The sequence below is a fragment of the Pseudomonas sp. BN607 genome, from assembly GCF_029871175.1.
GTDB lineage: Bacteria > Pseudomonadota > Gammaproteobacteria > Pseudomonadales > Pseudomonadaceae > Aquipseudomonas.
The window spans coordinates 84325-102856 of sequence record NZ_SSOE01000053.1; the positions used below are offsets into that span (position 1 = coordinate 84325).

The 18532-nt window shown below is 63.9% G+C and carries 17 protein-coding genes and 1 pseudogene; 3 read left to right on the forward strand and 15 right to left on the reverse strand.

Translation table 11 applies throughout. The annotated features are described in order from the left end of the window. Positions 1–96: 96 nt before the first annotated feature. Both E8E68_RS12465 and E8E68_RS12470 read left to right on the forward strand, forming a co-directional pair. Positions 97–1287: a zinc-dependent alcohol dehydrogenase gene (locus tag E8E68_RS12465; protein ID WP_280341841.1), complete on the forward strand. Its 1191-nt coding sequence runs from the start codon at positions 97–99 to the stop codon at positions 1285–1287. Between the two features lie 102 nt (positions 1288–1389). Next, positions 1390–1659 carry a DUF6555 family protein gene (locus tag E8E68_RS12470; RefSeq protein ID WP_110745385.1) on the forward strand — a complete coding sequence of 90 codons (270 nt, stop codon included), beginning with the start codon at positions 1390–1392 and terminating at the stop codon, positions 1657–1659. An 84-nt stretch (positions 1660–1743) separates the two neighbouring features. On the opposite strand, the gene E8E68_RS12475 is transcribed toward E8E68_RS12470, so the two are convergent. After that, positions 1744–2358, reverse strand: a complete 615-nt coding sequence (locus E8E68_RS12475) for a response regulator transcription factor (protein WP_280341844.1) — start codon at positions 2356–2358, stop codon at positions 1744–1746. Between the two features lie 116 nt (positions 2359–2474). On the opposite strand from E8E68_RS12475, the gene E8E68_RS12480 reads away from it, so the two are divergent. Next, positions 2475–4097 carry a hybrid sensor histidine kinase/response regulator gene (locus E8E68_RS12480; protein ID WP_280341846.1) on the forward strand — a complete coding sequence of 541 codons (1623 nt, stop codon included), beginning with the start codon at positions 2475–2477 and terminating at the stop codon, positions 4095–4097. Positions 4098–4127: 30 nt separating this feature from the next. Here the strand turns inward: E8E68_RS12480 and E8E68_RS12485 are convergent, their stop codons facing one another. The 14 genes and pseudogenes from E8E68_RS12485 to paaH form a co-directional block, all read right to left on the reverse strand. After that, positions 4128–4427, reverse strand: a complete 300-nt coding sequence (locus E8E68_RS12485; RefSeq protein ID WP_266029243.1) for a hypothetical protein — start codon at positions 4425–4427, stop codon at positions 4128–4130. 268 nt (positions 4428–4695) lie between these two features. Beyond that, positions 4696–6750, reverse strand: coding sequence for a phenylacetic acid degradation bifunctional protein PaaZ (paaZ, locus tag E8E68_RS12490; RefSeq protein WP_280341849.1), 2055 nt, complete (start codon positions 6748–6750; stop codon positions 4696–4698). Positions 6751–6785: 35 nt separating this feature from the next. Further along, entirely contained in the window at positions 6786–8018 is a 1233-nt protein-coding gene (locus E8E68_RS12495) for an OprD family porin (protein ID WP_280341880.1), read from the reverse strand. Between the two features lie 39 nt (positions 8019–8057). Next, positions 8058–9620, reverse strand: a pseudogene (locus tag E8E68_RS12500) (cation acetate symporter); the annotation flags it as partial. Continuing rightward, the gene (locus tag E8E68_RS12505; RefSeq protein ID WP_012272262.1) at positions 9617–9925 is read right to left on the reverse strand and encodes a DUF485 domain-containing protein; all 309 of its coding nucleotides are present in this window, start codon (positions 9923–9925) and stop codon (positions 9617–9619) included. The gene E8E68_RS12505 and the pseudogene E8E68_RS12500, both read right to left, overlap by 4 nt. Positions 9926–10032: 107 nt before the next feature. After that, positions 10033–11109, reverse strand: coding sequence for a 1,2-phenylacetyl-CoA epoxidase subunit PaaE (gene paaE, locus E8E68_RS12510; protein ID WP_266029241.1), 1077 nt, complete (start codon positions 11107–11109; stop codon positions 10033–10035). A gap of 15 nt (positions 11110–11124) precedes the next feature. After that, positions 11125–11658: a 1,2-phenylacetyl-CoA epoxidase subunit PaaD gene (gene paaD / locus E8E68_RS12515; protein WP_266029240.1), complete on the reverse strand. Its 534-nt coding sequence runs from the start codon at positions 11656–11658 to the stop codon at positions 11125–11127. Beyond that, the gene (gene paaC / locus E8E68_RS12520) at positions 11645–12403 is read right to left on the reverse strand and encodes a 1,2-phenylacetyl-CoA epoxidase subunit PaaC (RefSeq protein ID WP_110745377.1); all 759 of its coding nucleotides are present in this window, start codon (positions 12401–12403) and stop codon (positions 11645–11647) included. Before paaC ends, paaD begins: the two co-directional genes overlap by 14 nt. Before the next feature lie 8 nt (positions 12404–12411). Next, positions 12412–12693 (reverse strand): 1,2-phenylacetyl-CoA epoxidase subunit PaaB, encoded by a 282-nt coding sequence (gene paaB / locus E8E68_RS12525; RefSeq protein ID WP_110745376.1) that lies wholly within the window; start codon positions 12691–12693, stop codon positions 12412–12414. 25 nt (positions 12694–12718) lie between these two features. Further along, entirely contained in the window at positions 12719–13708 is a 990-nt protein-coding gene (gene paaA / locus E8E68_RS12530) for a 1,2-phenylacetyl-CoA epoxidase subunit PaaA (protein ID WP_266029239.1), read from the reverse strand. Positions 13709–13926: 218 nt separating this feature from the next. Continuing rightward, a complete protein-coding gene (gene paaK, locus E8E68_RS12535; protein ID WP_266029238.1) occupies positions 13927–15246 on the reverse strand; it encodes a phenylacetate--CoA ligase PaaK in 1320 nt (439 codons plus the stop codon). Between the two features lie 121 nt (positions 15247–15367). After that, positions 15368–16588, reverse strand: coding sequence for a 3-oxoadipyl-CoA thiolase (gene pcaF / locus E8E68_RS12540; protein ID WP_266029237.1), 1221 nt, complete (start codon positions 16586–16588; stop codon positions 15368–15370). Next, a complete protein-coding gene (gene paaI, locus E8E68_RS12545; protein WP_266029236.1) occupies positions 16581–17021 on the reverse strand; it encodes a hydroxyphenylacetyl-CoA thioesterase PaaI in 441 nt (146 codons plus the stop codon). The genes pcaF and paaI overlap by 8 nt, the downstream gene beginning before the upstream one ends. Beyond that, positions 17014–18531: a 3-hydroxyacyl-CoA dehydrogenase PaaH gene (gene paaH / locus E8E68_RS12550; RefSeq protein WP_266029235.1), complete on the reverse strand. Its 1518-nt coding sequence runs from the start codon at positions 18529–18531 to the stop codon at positions 17014–17016. The genes paaI and paaH overlap by 8 nt, the downstream gene beginning before the upstream one ends. Position 18532 lies beyond the last annotated feature (1 nt).

Below are 18532 nucleotides of genomic sequence, written 5' to 3' on the forward strand. Positions count from 1 at the left end.
CCACTCGTTTGAGGTTGGGTACCCGATAGGTGCCGGGCCGCGATTCCGGGTGTGTCGACCCGGAATCGCGCCAGGACTTGCCAGGGAGATACAAGCATGCGCGCACTGACCTACCACGGCGCGGGCGATGTCCGCGTCGATACCGTTGCAGATCCCGACCTGCAGGAGGACGACGATATCCTGCTTCGGGTTACCGCAACTGCCATCTGCGGGTCCGATTTGCATCTTTACCGCGGCAAGATCCCGATGGTCGAGCAAGGGGACATTCTTGGCCATGAATTCATGGGCATCGTCGAAGAGGTTGGCAGCGCCGTTACTGCCGTGCGCCCGGGTGACCGGGTAGTGATCCCGTTCGTGATTGCCTGCGGGGATTGCTTCTTCTGCCAGCACGCACTCTTTGCGGCCTGCGAAACCACTAACACCGGTCGTGGCGCGTTGCTCAATAAAAAAGCGATCGCGCCGGGCGCTGCACTTTTCGGCTACAGCCACCTGTATGGCGGCATACCCGGTGGGCAGGCCGACTATGTGCGGGTACCGAAGGGCAACGTGGGACCATTCAAAGTGCCGGGGCACCTGGCCGACGACCAAGTGTTGTTCCTCTCGGACATTCTGCCCACAGCCTGGCAGGCAGTGCTCAATGCCGAGGTCGGCCAGGGCTCGTCACTGGCGATCTACGGTGCCGGTCCGGTTGGGCTGCTGTCGGCGGCCTGCGCGCGCATGCTGGGCGTTGAACAGATCTTCATGGTCGATGAATGCGGCTACCGGCTGGACTATGCCCATCAGGCCTACGGTGTGATTCCAATCGACTTCGCCCACGACGATGACCCGGCCGATACCATCGTGCGCCAGACTGCTGGCATGCGCGGGGTGGATGCCGTGATTGATGCCGTGGGGTTCGAGGCCAAGGGCAGCACCGCCGAGGCCGTGTTGACCGCGCTCAAGCTCGAAGGCAGCAGCGGCAAGGCGCTGCGCCAGAGCATCGCGGCCGTGCGCAGGGGCGGGGTGGTCAGCGTTCCGGGGGTGTATGCCGGCTTCATTCACGGCTTCCTGTTTGGTGACGCCTTCGACAAGGGCCTGACGTTCCGCATGGGCCAAACTCACGTACAGCGGTACCTGCCGGAATTGCTGGCACACATAGACGCGGGCAGGCTCGACCCGCAAGCAATCGTTACTCACCGCATGGCCCTGGAAGACGCCGTGCGCGCCTATGAACTGTTCGACGAGCAGCAGGAGCGTTGCCGCAAGGTCATTCTGGTGCCTGGCGCGGCTGCGGACCCGCTGTATTAGCCCTGAATGGCCATTGGTACACATTGTTCGACAAAATTTTGAATCTTCTGGCCATGGCCCGATCAATGAGGTGTCATCCATGGAGAAGAGGAGGCCCCTGCGATGCCTAGCCCACAGCTGTACATCATCGATTACCAACTGCATGGCCAGCCGCGCAGTTTCATCATTCGTCTTGAGCGCCTGGACAATGCCGAGGCCTGGCATTGGGCAAGTTGCGATGCGGGCATCGGCATCATCCCGAAGTTCGGGCGCGAGAAAATCAGGAAGGTCAGCCGGCCAATGGCCGAGCGCTACGGGATCACCGCCGTGAGCTGGCGAATTTCCGGGAGCAAGCCGAACCAGTCGGTGGGCGACCCAGCGGCGATGGTGTAATAACGCACCACGAACATTGCCCAACCCCCTGCTTCGTGGGTCCGCCCTGGCCTGCAGGGGGCGTGCCGGCCTGTCGGGTTGGCATCAATTGCCGGTGTACTTCACCGCCGCTGCCGTCCGCGAACTTACCCCCAGCGCCTTGAGCAACGACGATACATGGATGCGCACGGTAAACGGCGAGATAGCCAGTGCCTTGGCGATCTCCTTGTTGGTCTTGCCCAGGGCAATCAGCCGCAAAACGTCCTGCTGACGCTGAGTAAGCTGCTCCGCTGCGTATTCGCCGCCGAGGTTGGGCAGCAGCCCTGAGGGGGCGTACCTGACCAACACCTCGCCATCACGGATGGCAAGTATCGTTGCACCGAGCTCGTCGGCGGCGATGCTTTTGCCGATGAACCCGTCCACGCCTGTCGCCATGACCTGTTCGACAACACCGGGGTCATCGACCATCGACACGATGATCAGCGTGGTGCGCGACAGCTGGCGGCGCAAACGCGCCAGGCACTGGACATCGGACAGCCCCGGAAACCGCAGGTCGAGAATCAGGGTATCGGGCGCCTCACCGGCATCGGCCAGGGCCAGCACTTGCGCCAGGCTACCGGCTTCCTCCACGCGGGCATCCGGCAGCACGCGCTGTACGGTACGCGCCAGGGCCTCCCTGAATAGCGGATGGTCATCTGCGACAATGATCCGGCACGTCACGCCTGGCTACTCCCTGTGGCCGCGGGTGGTATGGAGCATGTTACTTTAGCAGCCACGGGCAAAGGGTGCTGCCTACGGATGGCGGTAATGCGACCCCGTGCACAAGGGAACCGGCCATGGAACTGGACAACAACAACGAGCTCGATCAAGCCAACCTGCGCGTTATCGTCGCCTGCTGTGCCATGGTCTACATCACCGTGCTGGGCTTTCTGCCAGGCAGCACGCATGGGCCTTACCTGCCCGTCATCTACTACATCAGCGGTTTCGTGCTGGTGTCCATCGCTTTTCGCCAGGCCATCGCCCACTGGCCTGGTCATTACCCTTGGCGCCGGGTGCTGGGCATGGTGCATGATTACACCGGCACCTGTTTCGGCCTGGTAGTTGGTGGCGAGGCAGCGCTGCCTATCTATGCGGTCATGGTGTGGGTGAACCTGGGCAATGGCATGCGCTTTGGCTCGCGTTACCTGGTGATTGCCACAGTGCTGGCGCTGGCGGCCTTGCTGGTGGTCTACCGGATTACCCCTTACTGGCAGGCCAACCCGTTCATGGTGCTGATGCTGCTCACCACCAGCACGGTCATCCCGATTTATGCGCATCTGTTGCTGGAGCGCACGCGCAAGGCTTCTGAGCAGGCTGCGGCAGCCAACCGCGAAAAGTCCCGCTTCCTGGCCCAGGCCAGCCACGACCTGCGCCAACCAATCCATTCCATCGGGCTGTTCACCGCCTGCCTGCGCGAATCCCGGCTGGGCCATGAAGAACGGCGGCTGGTGGACAGCATCGACCGCTCGCTGCTCAATGTATCGCAGCTGTTTCGCTCCATTCTCGACCTGTACACCCTGGACAACGGGCGCGTGCAACCGCGCAGTGAAACCTTCGCCTTGGCTGGGTTCCTGGCTGAACTGGTTCGCCAGAACGCCGAGGCGGCCCGCTGGGCCGGGGTGGAGATACGTTTGCGGCCCTGTGCATACTGGACGTGTGCCGACCGCGGCATGCTGGCGACCATGGTGCAGAACGTATTGTCCAACAGTTTCAAGTATGCGGCCCATCGGCCACTGCTGCTGGGGGTACGGCGTCGGGGCCACGGCCTCGCGATCGTGGTCTACGACCAAGGGCGCGGCATAGATGAAACCCATCAGCGGCTGGTGTTCGAAGAGTTCTACCGGGTACGTCAGGTGCGGGACAAGGATGTCGAGGGTGTGGGCCTGGGGCTGTCGATCGTACGCCGGCTGGGCCACCTGATGGGGCTGGAGGTTCAGTTGCGCTCGCGACCCGGCCATGGCACGGCGGTGAGCCTGCAAGGGCTGCCACGGCTTGCGGCGCAACCGGCCCAGGCCACGGGTGAGCACTCGCCGGCAGCAGCGGGCTTGCTGGGTGGGGTGCGGGTGTGCCTGGTGGAAGACGACCGCAACGTGCTGCGGGCGACGTCGGCGTTGCTGCAGCGCTGGGGTTGCGAGGTGCAAGCCCACAGCTCGCCGGTTGGCCTGAGCAGCGATTGTGAGGTGATCGTCGCCGATTACGACCTTGGACAGGAGGAAACCGGGGTCGACTGCATCGACCGACTGCGGGCTCAGCGCGGTTGGGCTGTGCCGGCGTTGATCATGACCGGGCATGATCCGGAGAAAATTCAGGCAGTGGTGCATGGACGCAATATCACGGTGCTTTCCAAACCGGTGCGCCCCACCGAACTGCGGGCTGCCCTGCGCGCCTTGCGCGAGGAGCCTGCGGCGCCGGTCGGGTAGACCGGCAGGGCGCAAGGGTTGTGCGGGGGGTTATTGCAGGATGATGGCCTGGCCTTCTTTCATGCAGGAAGGCGTGGGCTGGTAAAGGCCCATGCTGCCGACCGCAACAATGGCGCCACTGGGCATCTGGCACTCGTACTGGCCTTTGGCGGTGGTGGCGGTGTAGTAGGTGAGGGTGCTGTCATTGCGCACGTCGGACACTTTCGAGACCTTGGTGTTGAGGATGAACGCTGTACGCTGCTTCAGGGTGTCTTCGGTAGGGTTGATGGTCTGGCAGCCGGCGATGCCGACCAGCAAGGTGGCGCTGAGGACAAGCTTGAAGGGTTGCATGGTGGGGGCTTCCTTGGCGTTGTTATCACTGGACTATAACGCCGAGGGGGTGAGGGGGCGATTAGGGCAGATGTACGAGATGGCCCTTGGCCTTTATGTTGCGGTCGCCAAGGTTCACTCGGGCCCATAGGCGCTCCGAAGAGGCTGTCACGGCATGGGATCGTCCATACCGACAATGACCTCTTCGCAGCAAGGGCCTGCTGCTACACAGGTATTGCACAGGTTCGGGACGCTGTGCATACCTGCGTAGGCCCGCGAGGTCGAAGCATTACTGCGGCTGCTTCAACACCAGGGTCAGGATGTCATAGCTGGCAACCAGGTCACCCAGCTGGTTGGTCACTTCTACATCCCAGGCAACGACACCCTGTGGCTGCCCCAACGGGCTGGTCTTGCCCTGGTCGATCTTGCGCTTGCAGGTCAGCCGCGCCTGGATGGTGTCGCCGATGCCCACCGGGTTGATGAAGCGCAGGGTATCCAGGCCATAGTTGGCCAGCACCGGCCCGGCCCCCGGCGACACGAACAACCCAGCCGCCGCCGAAAGCACGAAGTAGCCATGGGCGATGCGTTTGCCAAACTGCGATTCCTTGGCGGCAATCTCGTCGAAGTGCATGTAGAAGTGATCGCCCGACAGGCAGCCAAAGTTGACCAGATCGGCTTCGGTCACGGTGCGGCGGTGGGTCAGCAGCGACTCGCCGATACGCAGCTGCTCGAAGTAGCGGCGGAACGGGTGTACTTCGGTTTCGATCACATCGCCGCCGCGCACGTATTCGCCGGTCACCGCCGTGAGCATGCTTGGCGAACCCTGCACGGCGGCACGCTGCAGGTAGTGCTTGACCGCGCGCAGCCCCCCCAGTTCTTCACCGCCACCTGCACGGCCCGGGCCGCCGTGCTTGAGCTGCGGCAGCGGCGAGCCATGACCGGTGGACTCCTTGGCGGCCTCACGGTCGAGCACCAGCAGTCGGCCATGCCACGCAGCGGCCACGGGGATGGCCTTGGCTGCCACATTACGGTCGGCGGTGACCAGGGTCGCTACCAGGCTGCCCTTGCCACGGGCGGCCAGGGCTAGCGCTTCGTCGAGGTCATCGTAGGCCATCAGCGTGCTGACCGGGCCGAACGCCTCGATGTCGTGGGCGCCACCTTCGGCATGCGGATTGCGAGCCTGCAACAGGGTCGGGGCAAAGAAGGCACCCTCGGCCACACCTTCACCCCGGGGGGCAAAGCCGTCGCTGGCGCCGAACAGCTGGTCACAGCTGTGCAACAGGCTGCGTACCCGCTCGGCCACATCGCGCTGCTGGTCGTGGGAGGCCAGGGCGCCCATGCGCACGCCTTCCAGCGACGGGTCGCCAACCACCACCTTGCTCAACCGCTCGCGCAGGCGCGTGGCGACGGCATCGATATGTTTGGCCGGGACGATGGCGCGGCGAATGGCGGTACATTTCTGCCCGGCCTTGGTGGTCATTTCTCGCACCACTTCCTTGATGTACAGGTCGAACTCTTCACTGTCCGGGGTAACGTCCGGGCCCAGGATGGCGCAGTTCAGCGAATCGGCCTCGGCGGTGAACGGGACCGAGTTACGGATCAGGTTAGGCGTGACCCGCAATTTGGCAGCGGTATCGGCAGAACCGGTAAAGGTCACCACGTCCTGGCCTTGCAGGCGGTCGAGCAGGTCGCCGGTGCTGCCGATTACCAGTTGCAAGGTGCCTGCGGGCAGCAGGCCGGAGGCGTTCATCAGGCGCACCACGGCTTCGGTCAGGTAGCTGGTAGAGGTCGCCGGTTTGACGATGCACGGCATCCCGGCCAGGAAGGTCGGGGCGAACTTTTCCAGCATGCCCCAGATGGGGAAGTTGAAGGCGTTGATGTGTACCGCTACGCCAGCCCGCGGTACCAGGATGTGGCTGCCGGCGAAGTGGCCTTGCTTGCCCAAGGGGATGGCCGGCCCCTCATGCACCAAGTTGCCCGAGGGCAACTCGCGGCTGCCGATTCCAGCATAGGCAAACAGCGTGGCGTTGCCGCCTTCGATGTCGATCCAGCTATCGGCGCGCGTGGCGCCGCTGTGATGTGACAAGGCGTAGAGCTGCTCTTTGTGTTCGGCCAGGTACAGCGCCAGCGCCTTCAGGCATTGCGCCCGCTGCTGGAAGTCCATGGCCATCAGGCTGGCCAGGCCGCGGGCGCGGGCGAAGTCCACGGCTTCGGCAAAGTCCGGGCGCTCTTCATGGCTGTAGGCCAGCACGTGGCCGTCGAGGGCGCTGCGCAGGGCCTGGGCGCCGTGCTGGCCGAGCCAGCGGCCGGCGATGAAGCTTTGCAGGGTAGGGGCGACAGACATGCGGTTCTCCAAGCTGTTCATGAGTGAGGGCGCGGTTACCACAGCGCCAGGGTGTAGCCGATGATCAGGCGGTTTTCGTCAACGGCATTGGTCAGGCCATTGCCGGAACGGAAGGTGACATTGCGCCAACGCAGACTCACGTCCTTGAATGGGCCGCTTTGAATGACGTAGGTGATATCGGTGTCGCGTTCGCGCTCGCGGCCGTTGCTGACGGTGGCGGTTTCCGCGTGGCGGCCGTCGGTGTAGCGGGTCATGAAGCTCAGGCCGGGAATGCCCATGGCAACGAAGTCGTAGTCGTAGCGCACCTGCCACGAGTCCAGGCCGGCGCGGGTGAAGGTGTTGTAGGTGACCAGGTTGACGGTGAACGGGTCGCCGCCATTGACGAACGGAAAGGCGCTGTCCCCGGACATCTGCTGCCAGGTGGCGGTGAACTTGTGCGCGCGTACGCCGAGCGTGAACATGGCGTTGAAGTTGCGGTTATCGACAGTGCCAGCCCGTTCGGCGCCGTCGTTACGGCTGTCGAAATAACGCAGGTCGCTGCGCAGGCTTATGCCCTCGGCCAGCGGGCGGGTGTCGATCAGGCCGACGAACTGCTGGCGGTAGATGTCCTGGAGCTTGGCGTAGTAGTAACTGACGCTGGTTTGCGGGGTGATGGCGTAGCTGCCGCCGCCAAAGTCCAGGTGATCACTGGTCGCGGCGCCATAACCGATGTCGTCACGGCCCGACGAGTCACGCAGGTTGGCCTTGGTCAGGCGACCGGCGTTGAAGGTAAGGCCTTCAAGGTCCTGGCTGGTCAGCAGCCCCCCCTGGAAGGTCGATGCCAGCAGCCGGGTGTCGTTGTAGACCACCACCGGCAGGATCGGCTGCAAGGTGCCCAGGCGCAGGGTGCTCCTGGACACACGCACCTTGCCGGTCAAGCCCAGCTCGCTGTAGTCGTCGACCGGCGCCTGGCTGTTCGGCCCGAACGGCAGCAGGCCCGTGTTGCGCCGGTCGCGGCTGGAATCGAGCTTGATACCCAGCTGGCCCATGGCGTCGACGCCAACGCCGACCGGGCCGTCGGTGAAGCCTGACTCCAGCTTGGCGGTGAAGCCTTGGCCCCATTCCTCGGCTTTGGCTTGCGGGGCATTGCCCTGGCGGAAGTCGCGGTTGATGTAGTGGTTGCGCAGTTCCACCCGTGCGTGGCTGTCGCCGATAAAGTCGGCCATGGCCGGCAGCGGCAGGGCGAGAGCAGCCAGCCAGGTGGCTGAGATGAAGTGCGTGCGGTTCATTGTTGTTGTTTTATCCGACATGCGTGTGCGTCCTTGAAGTCAGTGCTTGCTGGCGCCGGCGGCGCCGATACCGGTCATGGAGCGGATGAACTGGCCCAGGTAGCGGCCGCGTTCTGCGGTGGCGCGCTCGGAGCTGTCAGTGACCGAGAACAGCCATGCCCCGAGGAAGGCCAGACTCATCGAGAACAGCGCCGGGTTGCTGTAAGGGAACAGCGCTTTGTCGTTATGCAGCACGTTGACCCACACTGCCGGGCCCAGCACCACCAGCACTACCGCCGAGACCAGCCCCGCCATGCTGCCGCACACTGCGCCGCGGGTGGTCAGGCCCTTCCAGAACATCGAGAGCAGCAGCACAGGGAAGTTGACGGAAGCAGCCACGGCCAGCACCAGTCCAGAAAGGAAGGCGATGTTCTGCGACTCGAACATCAGGCCGAGAATGACGGCCAGCAGGCCGATGATCAGCGTGGCGATACGCGACACGCGCATTTCCTCTTGCTCGGTCGCCTGGCCTTTGCGCATGACGCAGGCATACAGGTCGTGGGACACCGCCGATGCGCCAGACAGCGCCAGGCCGGCGACCACGGCAAGGATGGTGGCGAATGCCACGGCGGAAATGAAACCGAGGAACAGGTTGCCACCCACGGCCTGGGCCAGGTGCACGGCGACCATGTTGCCGCCGCCGATGATTGCCCCGCTGGCATCGCGATAGGACGGTTCGGTGCCGACCATGACAATGGCGCCGAAGCCGACGATGATCAGCAACAAGTAGAAGTAACCGATGAAGCCGGTGGCGTAGAACACGCTCTTGCGTGCTTCCTTGGCGTCACTGACCGTGAAGAAGCGCATCAGGATATGCGGCAGGCCGGCGGTACCGAACATCATGCCCAAGCCCAGGGAGATGGCATCGACCGGATTGGACAGCAAGCCACCGGGCGCCATGATTGCCTGGCCCTTGGCATGCACGGCCACGGCGCTGGCAAACATCGCTTCGGTGCTGAAGCCGAAGTGCTTGAGCACCATGAACGCCATGAAGCTGGTGCCGGACAACAGCATCACGGCCTTGATGATCTGCACCCACGTGGTGGCGAGCATGCCGCCGAAGGTGACGTAGGCGACCATCAGCAGGCCGACCAGCATCACCGCGTACAGGTAACTGATGCCGAACAGCAACTCGATCAGCTTACCGGCACCGACCATCTGCGCCACCAGGTACATCAGTGCCACCACCAGCGTGCCAAAAGCCGAAGTCAGGCGCACCGGGGTTTGTGCCAGTCGGTAGCTGACCACGTCGGCGAAGGTGTACTTGCCCAGGTTGCGCAGGCGTTCGGCGATCAGGAACAGGATGATCGGCCAGCCCGCCAGCACGCCCAGGGCATAGAGCAGGCCGTCATAGCCGTTCAGGAACATCATCGCCGATATGCCCAGGAATGACGCGGCGCTGATCATGTCACCGGCAATCGCCAGGCCGTTCTGCATACCCGTCAGGCCACCGCCGGCGGTGTAGAAGTCGCTTGCCGAACGGGTGCGCAGCGCGGCCCAGCGGGTAACCAGCAGGGTGAAGCAAACGAACACCATGAACATCGAGATGGCGGTCCAGTTCATTGTGCGCACTCCTGCTTGACCTTGTCGTTGAGCGGGTCGAGCACGTTGTTGGCGCGGTGCACGTAGATGCCGGTAAGGGCGAAGGACAGCAGCACCATCAGCACGCCGACCAGCATGCCGACCGTGGTCACGCCACCACTGAGCGACTGGCCGAGCGTGCTGGGCGAGAACGCCACCAGCAGCACAAAGCCGTAGTAGATCACCAGCATGGCCAGGGTCAGGCTGCCGTTGAGACGGCGCTTGCGTCGTACCAGGTGCTGGAAGTCGGGGTGGTTGGCGATGCTTTCTATGCGTTCGGGTGTCATGGGATGCGATCTCTGGGTGTTGTAATTGTTTTGTTGAGGTCACGCGGGTGTTGCAGTGCTGCTCACGGCCTCTTCGCGGGCACGCCCGCAAAGGAGGCAGCTCGGTCTCAGAGCTGGTCGAAATCGAGGACTACCTTGGCGCTCACCGGGTAGCTCTGGCACGAAAGCACGTAGCCGGCGGCCACTTCGTAGTCTTCCAGGGCATGATTGCTGTCCATTTCCACTTCGCCCTCGATCACCCGACACTTGCAGGTCGAGCACACGCCGGCCTTGCACGAGTAGGGCAGCTCGGCGCCAATGGCATTGCCGGCGTCCAGCACGTTCTGGGTGTTGCGCGGCAAGTCGAAACTCAGTGCCCGCCCGTCACTGATCACGGTGATGTGGCTGAGCGCTGCATCCACCTGGCGCGCTGCCTCGCGGGCCTCGCGGCGAGCTTCGCTGCCGGCCGCCGCGAACAGTTCGAAGTGGATGCGCTCCTTGCCAAGGCCATTGGCCTGCAGGCTGTCGCGCACGGTCTCGGTCATCGCCTGCGGGCCGCAGATAAAGGCCGCGTCCAGGCCGGGAACGTCAAGCCAACGCGAGAACAGCTGGCCACACTTGTCGGCGTCGATCCGGCCGTTGTACAGGTCCACGTCCTGCTGCTCGCGGCTGAACACGAAAATCAGGTTGAGGCGGTCGAGGTAACGGTTTTTCAGGTCTTCGAGCCTGTCGCGGAACAGGGCGCCCGAGCTGGAGCGGTTGCCATACAGCAGGGTAAAGCGGCTGTCGGGCTCAGTTGCCAGGGTGGTTGCGATGATCGACAGGATCGGCGTGATGCCGCTGCCAGCGGCCACGCCCAGGTAGTTGCCCTGGCGGGTCGGGTCAAGCGGTACGTGGAAGTTGCCCGAAGGCGGCATCACTTCCAGTTGCTGGCCGGCCTTGAGTACTTCATTGGCAAACGCCGAAAAACGACCGCCCGGCACGCGCTTGACAGCCACGCGCAGCTCGCCGTCCTGGACCGCGCTGCAGATCGAGTAAGACCGCCGGACTTCTTCGTTGTCCAGCAGGGTACGCATGACCAGGTACTGGCCCTGCGTGAAGCGGAATTGGCCCTGCAGGTGGTCGGGTACGTCAAAGGCAATCGACACCGCATCACGGGTCTCGTTGCGTACTTGCTTGATGGTCAGGCTGTGAAACTGGCTCATGGCGTTCTCCACGGCTCAAATGCATTTGAAATAGTCGAACGGCTCCAGGCACTCGCGGCAGCGGTACAGCGCTTTGCAGGCCGTGGAACCGAACTGGCTGAGCAATTCGGTATGGTCGCTGCCGCACTGGGGGCAGCACACCTGGGGGGCTTCGCCTAGCAGGGTGCGTTTGCTGGCGCTGCCCTGTGGCGGTGCGATGCCATAGGCACGCAGGCGTTCGCGGCCCAGCTCGCTGATCCAATCGGTGCTCCAGGCCGGGGTCAGCCGGCGCTCGAGCGCCGGCGCGGAGAAACCGGCCTGTTCCAGCGCCTGGCGAATGTCTCCCTCGATCACCTCGGTTGCCGGGCAACCGGAGTAAGTCGGGGTGACCACCAGGTGCAGGTGGCCGGCGCGCCAATCAAGATCACGCACGATCCCCAGGTCGACCACACTGACCACTGGCACTTCCGGGTCCATCACCAGGCCCAGCACTGCCCAGGCCCGGGCCAGATCGTCGCCTTGCTGCGCCCGCGCACCGCGGTCGCCGGCAATCAGCTCACCAGGTTGCATCGGGGTAGGCCCTTGGCAGGAACTGCATTTCGGCCAGTAGCAGGCCCAGGTGCTCGGTGTGCAGGCCTTTGCGGCCATCCAGGTAGAAGTGGCTGGCAGCCTTGGGCAGCGGCAGTTCAACCGAGGCGAAGATCGCGGCCACCTGCTTGAGCCAGGCGGCGCCCACCGCAACCGGGTCGGCGGCAATGCCGGCGTTGGCCAGACGCACTTCATGGTCGCTGGCAGCGCTGAGCTCGACGGTGAAGCGCCACAATGCCGGGATGGCGGCGAGCATGCGCTGGCGGCTTTCTTCGGTGCCACCGCCCAGGCGCTGCACCCACTCGCCAGAGCGGCGCAGATGGTAGGTCACTTCCTTCAGGGCCTTGGCGGCGATACCGGCAATACGGGCATCAGCCGACTCGGCCAACCCCTGGAGCACCGCGAAGTGCCAGGCGTCGTAGAGGAACTGCTTGGCCATGGTCACGGCAAAATCACCGTTGGGTTGCTCGACCAGCAGCAAATTGCGGTAGGCGCGCTCGTCGCGGCGGAAGGCGAGAGCATCGGCATCGCGTCCATCATCAAGCAGCTCGGCGGCGTACTCCAGCCAGTTGCGCGCCTGGCCAACCAGATCGAGGCCGACATTCATCAAGGCCAGTTCTTCTTCGATTGCCGGGGCGCGGCCACACCATTCGCAGAGGCGCTGGCCCTGCACCAGGGCACTGTCGCCGAGCAGCAGCAGGTAGGGGACAAGGGCTTCTTTGTGCATGACCAACCTCACATGTGTCCGACTTCGTCGGGGAGCTCGTAGAAGCTGGCATGGCGATAGACCTTGTCGTCTGCCGGGGCGAACAGCGGGTCTTTTTCGTCCGGGGAGGAGGCGGTGATCAGTGCCGAGGGCACCACCCAAAGGCTCACACCTTCGCTGCGGCGGGTGTACAGCTCGCGGGCGTTCTCCATGGCCATGGCGGCATCGGCGGCATGCACGCTGCCCACATGCTTGTGGTTGAGGCCGTGCTTGCTGCGCACGAACACTTCGTAGAGGGTCCAGACAGACATTTTCGATCTCCGCATCAATCGCCGCTCAGGCGGCGTTCTTGTTCTGTTGCTTGCGCGCATAGGCCACGGCGGCCTCGCGTACCCAGGCACCGCTCTCGATTGCGTTGCGCCGGGTGGCGACGCGCTCCTGGTTGCACGGGCCATTGCCCTTGATCACTTCGTAAAACTCGTCCCACTGGATTTCCCCGAAGTCGTAGTGGCCGCGTTCGGCGTTCCACTTCAGCGCAGGGTCGGGGGCGGTGCAGCCGAGGAGCTCGAGCTGTGGCACGGTCTGGTCGATGAAGCGCTGGCGCAGTTCGTCGTTGGTCTGGCGCTTGATCTTCCAGGCCATCGACTGAGCGCTGTTGGGTGAGTGTTCGTCGCTGGGGCCGAACATCATCAGCGCCGGCCACCACAGGCGGTTGATGGCGTCCTGGACCATGTCGCGCTGGGCTTGGGTGCCCTGGCGCATCATGGTCAGGAGCATTTCGTAGCCCTGGCGCTGATGAAAGCTCTCCTCCTTGCAGATCCGGATCATCGCGCGGGAGTAGGGGCCGTAAGAGGTGCGCTGCAATACCACCTGGTTGACGATGGCGGCGCCGTCCACCAGCCAGCCCACAGCGCCCATGTCGGCCCAGCTGAGGGTGGGGTAGTTGAAGATGCTCGAGTACTTGGCCTTGCCGCTGTGCAGTTTGGCGATTTCTTCGTCGCGGTCAGCCCCCAGGGTTTCCATGGCGCTGTACAGGTACAGGCCGTGGCCGGCTTCGTCCTGGATCTTGGCCATCAGCTGCAGTTTGCGCTTGAGGCTGGGGGCACGGGTGACCCAGTTGCCTTCGGGCAGCATGCCGACGATTTCAGAGTGGGCGTGCTGGGAGATCTGCCGGACGAGGGTCTGGCGGTAGGCCTCGGGCATCCAGTTCTTGGCTTCGATCTTGATTTCGGCGTCGATTTTTTCCTGGAAGTTACGTTCCTCGGGGGACATTTCTTCCAGCGACTTGATGCGCTTGACTCCGGTTTCCACTAGCTGTGCGTACATGGGTTCAGACTCCTGCTGAGGCATGAGTCATTTGTAAGCGATACAAAACAGGACGTCAAACGCTTTTGCATGTATCAAATAATATTTGTGTATCGCTTTCCGCCGAAGCAACCGCTGCGCAGCCCGGGTCCAGCGCAAGGCTGCACAGCGCCACGGCGCTGTGACAGGCAAAAAAAAGCCCCGGACTGTGCCGGGGCCTGGACAGGCAGCCGAATGGATCAGCTGGCCAAGCGTTTGTCGAACACGTGGCAAGCCTTGCCTTCTGAACGCTTCAATGCGCCGCAGGGTTGCAGGTGTACCTGGGTGCTGATGCCGATGTAGGTCTTGATCTGTTTGCTCAACTCGGCGATCACCAGCTTGCGCTGGCCCTCATCGAGATGCTGGCACTCGGCACGCAACTCCACGTGCACCTCAACGCTATCCAGGTTTCCATTACGATACAGGTGTATCTCATAGAGCTCGGAAAGCTGTTTTATTTTTAGCACCTGTTCCTCGATCTGGGTTGGGAACACGTTGACCCCGCGAATGATCAGCATATCGTCGCTGCGCCCTGTGATCTTGCCAATGCGCCGCATCGGTCGCGCGGTGCCGGGCAGCAGGCGGGTAAGGTCGCGGGTGCGGTAGCGCACCATCGGCAGCGCCTCTTTGCTCAGGGACGTGAACACCAGCTCGCCGAGCTGGCCGTCTGGCAGCACCTGGCCGCTGACCGGGTCGATGATCTCAGGGTAGAAATGGTCCTCCCAGATAGTCGGGCCGTCCTTGGTCTCTATGCACTCCATTGCCACCCCGGGCCCCATGATTTCTGAAAGGCCGTAAATATCGAGGGCATTGATGCCCAGGCGCTGCTCGATCGAACGGCGTAGCTCGTCGGTCCACGGCTCGGCGCCAAAAATCCCCAGGCGCAGCTTGAGGTCGTGGGGGTCGATGCCCTGCCGCTCGATTTCATCGGCCAGGTTGAGCATGTAGGACGGCGTAACCATGATGATGTCGGGCTGGAAGTCACGAATCAGTTGTACCTGTTTCTCGGTCTGGCCACCGGACATGGGAATCACCGTGCAGCCCAGGCGTTCGGCGCCGTAGTGCGCGCCGAGCCCGCCGGTGAACAGGCCATAGCCATAGGAAACGTGCACCTTGTCGCCCTTGCGACCGCCGGCCGCACGGATGGACCGGGCGACCACGTTGGCCCAGGTGTCGATGTCGTTCTGGGTGTAGCCAACCACGGTCGGCTTGCCGGTGGTGCCGCTGGAGGCGTGCAGGCGGACTACTTCCTGCTGCGGCACGGCAAACATGCCGTAGGGGTAGTTGTCGCGCAGGTCGTTCTTGCCGGTGAAGGGGAACCTGGCGAGATCATCGAGGCTGTGGAGGTCATCGGGGTGCGCACCGCACTCGGCAAAGCGTTGACGGTACAGCGGTACGTTGTCGTAGGCATGCTTCAGGCTCCAGCGCAGGCGCTCCAGCTGGTGCTGGCGCAGGGCGTCGACGCTGGCAGTTTCCATCGGGTCCAGCAGGGCACGATCGGCATCATGGTACATGTTCATGGCTTCACTCGAATTGTTCTTGTACGCCGCGCAAGCCCCATTGCGGGCCGCGCGGTGAGTGTCATGGAGGCAGCATATACGGCTGCGTTCAGTTCGGTAACAAGCGGATGGTCGGAACCGCTCAGAGGCGCTCGATGACCATGGCAATGCCCTGGCCAACGCCGATGCACATGGTGCAAAGGCCATAACGGCCGCCGATCTCTTCCAGTTCGTGCAGCGCCGTGGTCACCAGCCGGGCACCGCTCATCCCCAGTGGGTGGCCGAGGGCAATGGCGCCGCCGTTGCGGTTGACCCGCGCATCGTCATCAGCCAGCCCCAGCTCACGCAACACGGCCAGGCCCTGGGCAGCAAAGGCTTCGTTGAGCTCGATGACGTCCAGGTCAGCCAACGACAAGCCGGTCAGCTCCAGCACCTTGCGCGTTGCCGGTACTGGGCCGATGCCCATCAATCGCGGTTCGACACCGGCCACCGCCATGCCGACGATGCGGCCGCGCGCCTTCAGGCCATGGCGGCGGGCCGCGGCGCTGCTGGCCAGCAACAACGCGCAGGCACCATCATTCACCCCCGAGGCATTCCCCGCTGTAACACTGCCGCCCTCGCGAAACGGGGTACCCAGCCTGGCCAACTGCTCCAGGGTCGTGTCGCCGCGCGGGTGTTCGTCATGTTCGATCACTTTCGCCGGGCCTTTACGCTGCGGAATCTCGACCGGCACGATCTCCCTCGCCAGGCGGCCACGGGCCTGGGCCGCAGCGGCCTTGTGCTGGCTGCGCAGGGCAAAAGCATCCTGGTCTGCACGGGAGATAGCGAACTGCTCGGCGACGTTTTCGGCTGTTTCCGGCATCGAGTCGGTGCCGTAGGCGGCCTTCATCAGCGGATTGACGAAACGCCAACCGATGGTGGTATCGAACAGCTCTGCGGCACGGCCAAATGCTTGCTCGGCCTTGCCCATCACGAACGGCGCGCGCGACATTGATTCCACGCCGCCGGCCAGCATCAGCCCAGCCTCACCACAGCGCAAGGCGCGGGCCGCATTGCCGATTGCATCCAGGCCCGAGCCGCACAACCGGTTGATGGTAGTGCCCGGCACTTGATGCGGCAGCCCGGCAAGCAGGCTGGCCATGTGCGCCACGTTGCGGTTATCTTCACCAGCCTGGTTGGCGCAGCCGAGAATGACGTCATCGACGGCTTTCCAGTCCAGTTCCGGGTGGCGCTGCAATAGCGCCTTGAGCGGGATGGCAGCCAGGTCATCGGCACGCACGCCACTCAAGGCCCCAGCATAACGGCCAATCGGCGTGCGTACAGCGTCGATGATCAAGGCATCGGCCAGGGTGTGTTCAGTCATCTTGCGTCTCCTGCGCCAGCACGGTGCCGCGCACTTTGTAGGATTTGCCATGGAACATCGCCACCAGCTCACCTCGCTGGTTGTCGATGCGCACGTCGTACAAGCCAGTTCGGCCTTTACGGCTGACCTCGCTGGCGTAGGCGGTAAGCACGTCGTCGCGCAACGCCGGTGCCAGGTAATCGATGCTGCAACCCAGCGCCACGGTGGCCTGGTCGTAGCTGTTGCAGGCGAAGGCGAAGGCCGAGTCGGCCAAGGCGAACATGAAACCGCCATGGCAGGTGCCGTGGCCCTGGATCATGTCGCCGCGTACCGGCATGCGCAGGGTTGCCCGGCCTGGCCCGGCATCCAGCAGGGTGATGCCCAGGCCCTGGGTAGCGTGGTCGCGGGCGTACATGGCGTCGGCACAAGCTTGTGCCAGTTGCACGTCAGTCATGCAGGGTGCCTCCTTTGGCTTCGCAGCGGCGTAACAGCAGGGAAGGGCGATAGCGGCTTTCACCGTAGCTGCGCTGCAGGTTGTCGAGCACGGCCAGGGTGTGGGCAAGGCCGATGTCTGCGGCCCAGGCCAGCGGGCCGCGGGGGTAATTGACACCGGCACGCATGGCCAGGTCGATGTCGGCAGCGCTGCCGACACCCTGCAGCACCGCATCGGCGGCTTCGTTGGCGAGCATGGCCACGGTGCGCAGTACCACCAGGCCGGGCAGGTCGGCGACGCCGGTCACCTTCAGGCCGGCACGCTGCAGCAGGGCTACGGCTTGGTCGCGGGCGCTGCTAGTGGTATCGGCGGACCAGCTGATGGCAAGGCGGGTGGCGCTGCTGTAATCCAGCGCCAGGTCGAGCAGCACCAGGTTGCGCAAGCCGTCTTCGCGGGCGCGCTGGCTGGCCAGGCGGCCATCGGACAGGGCCAGGGTGGCATCGCCCACCTGGATCAGGCCAGTACCGGCACGCTGGGTCACGGCAATGCCGCTCTGGCGCAGGCGCTCGACCAGCGGCTGCATCACCCCGAGGCTACCCTCGATGACACAGGCCGCAACGCTGGCATTGCTGGTCAGCTCGGCTGGCTGGGGGCGTTCGGCACCCTCGGCATAGCTATAGAAGCCTTGGCCGGCTTTGCGACCAAGGCGGCCAGCGTCTACCAGTTCTTTCTGCACCAGCGAAGGCTGGAAGCGGAAATCGCCATAGAATGCCTCGAATACCGAACGGGTCACGGCATAGTTGACGTCGTGCCCGATCAGGTCGGTGAGTTCGAACGCGCCCATGCGAAAACCACCCGCGTCACGCAACAGCGCATCGAGGCTGGCACAATCCGCAGCGCCTTCTTGCAATAGCCGCAGGCTTTCGGCATAGAACGGCCGCGCCACACGGTTGACGATGAAGCCAGGGGTAGAGCGCGTGTGCACTGGCTGCTTGCCCCAAGTCTGGGCAGTCGCATGGATGCGGGCGGCCACCTCAGGATCGGTTGCCAGGCCGGACACTACCTCGACCAGCGCCATCAACGGTGCCGGGTTGAAGAAGTGCATGCCAACCACCTGCTGCGGGCGCTTCAGGCCGGCAGCGAGGCTGGTGATGGACAGCGACGACGTATTGCTGGCGAGGATGCAATCGGCGGCGCACAGGGTTTCAAGCTGACTGAACAGTGCCTGCTTGACCTGCAGGTGCTCGACAATCGCTTCGATCACCAGGCCGGCGTCAGCCAGCGCCTCGAGGCTATCGACTGGGCATAGCCGGGCGCTGATGGCTTCGCGCTCATTGGCTGACAGCTTGCCTTTTTCTACCAGCCGTCCCAATTGCCGATCAATGCCTGCCATGGCTTGGGCGGCAGCGCCCGGCCGGTTGTCGTAGAGCTTTACCGGGTGGCCGGCCTGGGCCGCGACCTGTGCGATGCCGGCCCCCATCGCGCCGGCACCGATCACCGCCACCAGCACATTGCTTGCGAGTGCTTCCATG

Excerpts from the sequence above, each read along its gene's own strand:
- E8E68_RS12465 (WP_280341841.1), top strand. The coding sequence starts at position 97 with ATGCGCGCACTGACCTACCACGGCGCGGGCGATGTCCGCGTCGATACC.
- E8E68_RS12470 (WP_110745385.1), top strand. The coding sequence starts at position 1,390 with ATGCCTAGCCCACAGCTGTACATCATCGATTACCAACTGCATGGCCAG.
- E8E68_RS12480 (WP_280341846.1), top strand. The coding sequence starts at position 2,475 with ATGGAACTGGACAACAACAACGAGCTCGATCAAGCCAACCTGCGCGTT.
- E8E68_RS12485 (WP_266029243.1), bottom strand. The coding sequence starts at position 4,427 with ATGCAACCCTTCAAGCTTGTCCTCAGCGCCACCTTGCTGGTCGGCATC.
- paaZ (WP_280341849.1), bottom strand. The coding sequence starts at position 6,750 with ATGTCTGTCGCCCCTACCCTGCAAAGCTTCATCGCCGGCCGCTGGCTC.
- E8E68_RS12495 (WP_280341880.1), bottom strand. The coding sequence starts at position 8,018 with ATGAACCGCACGCACTTCATCTCAGCCACCTGGCTGGCTGCTCTCGCC.
- E8E68_RS12505 (WP_012272262.1), bottom strand. The coding sequence starts at position 9,925 with ATGACACCCGAACGCATAGAAAGCATCGCCAACCACCCCGACTTCCAG.
- paaE (WP_266029241.1), bottom strand. The coding sequence starts at position 11,109 with ATGAGCCAGTTTCACAGCCTGACCATCAAGCAAGTACGCAACGAGACC.
- paaD (WP_266029240.1), bottom strand. The coding sequence starts at position 11,658 with ATGCAACCTGGTGAGCTGATTGCCGGCGACCGCGGTGCGCGGGCGCAG.
- paaC (WP_110745377.1), bottom strand. The coding sequence starts at position 12,403 with ATGCACAAAGAAGCCCTTGTCCCCTACCTGCTGCTGCTCGGCGACAGT.
- paaB (WP_110745376.1), bottom strand. The coding sequence starts at position 12,693 with ATGTCTGTCTGGACCCTCTACGAAGTGTTCGTGCGCAGCAAGCACGGC.
- paaA (WP_266029239.1), bottom strand. The coding sequence starts at position 13,708 with ATGTACGCACAGCTAGTGGAAACCGGAGTCAAGCGCATCAAGTCGCTG.
- paaK (WP_266029238.1), bottom strand. The coding sequence starts at position 15,246 with ATGAACATGTACCATGATGCCGATCGTGCCCTGCTGGACCCGATGGAA.
- pcaF (WP_266029237.1), bottom strand. The coding sequence starts at position 16,588 with ATGACTGAACACACCCTGGCCGATGCCTTGATCATCGACGCTGTACGC.
- paaI (WP_266029236.1), bottom strand. The coding sequence starts at position 17,021 with ATGACTGACGTGCAACTGGCACAAGCTTGTGCCGACGCCATGTACGCC.
- paaH (WP_266029235.1), bottom strand. The coding sequence starts at position 18,531 with ATGGAAGCACTCGCAAGCAATGTGCTGGTGGCGGTGATCGGTGCCGGC.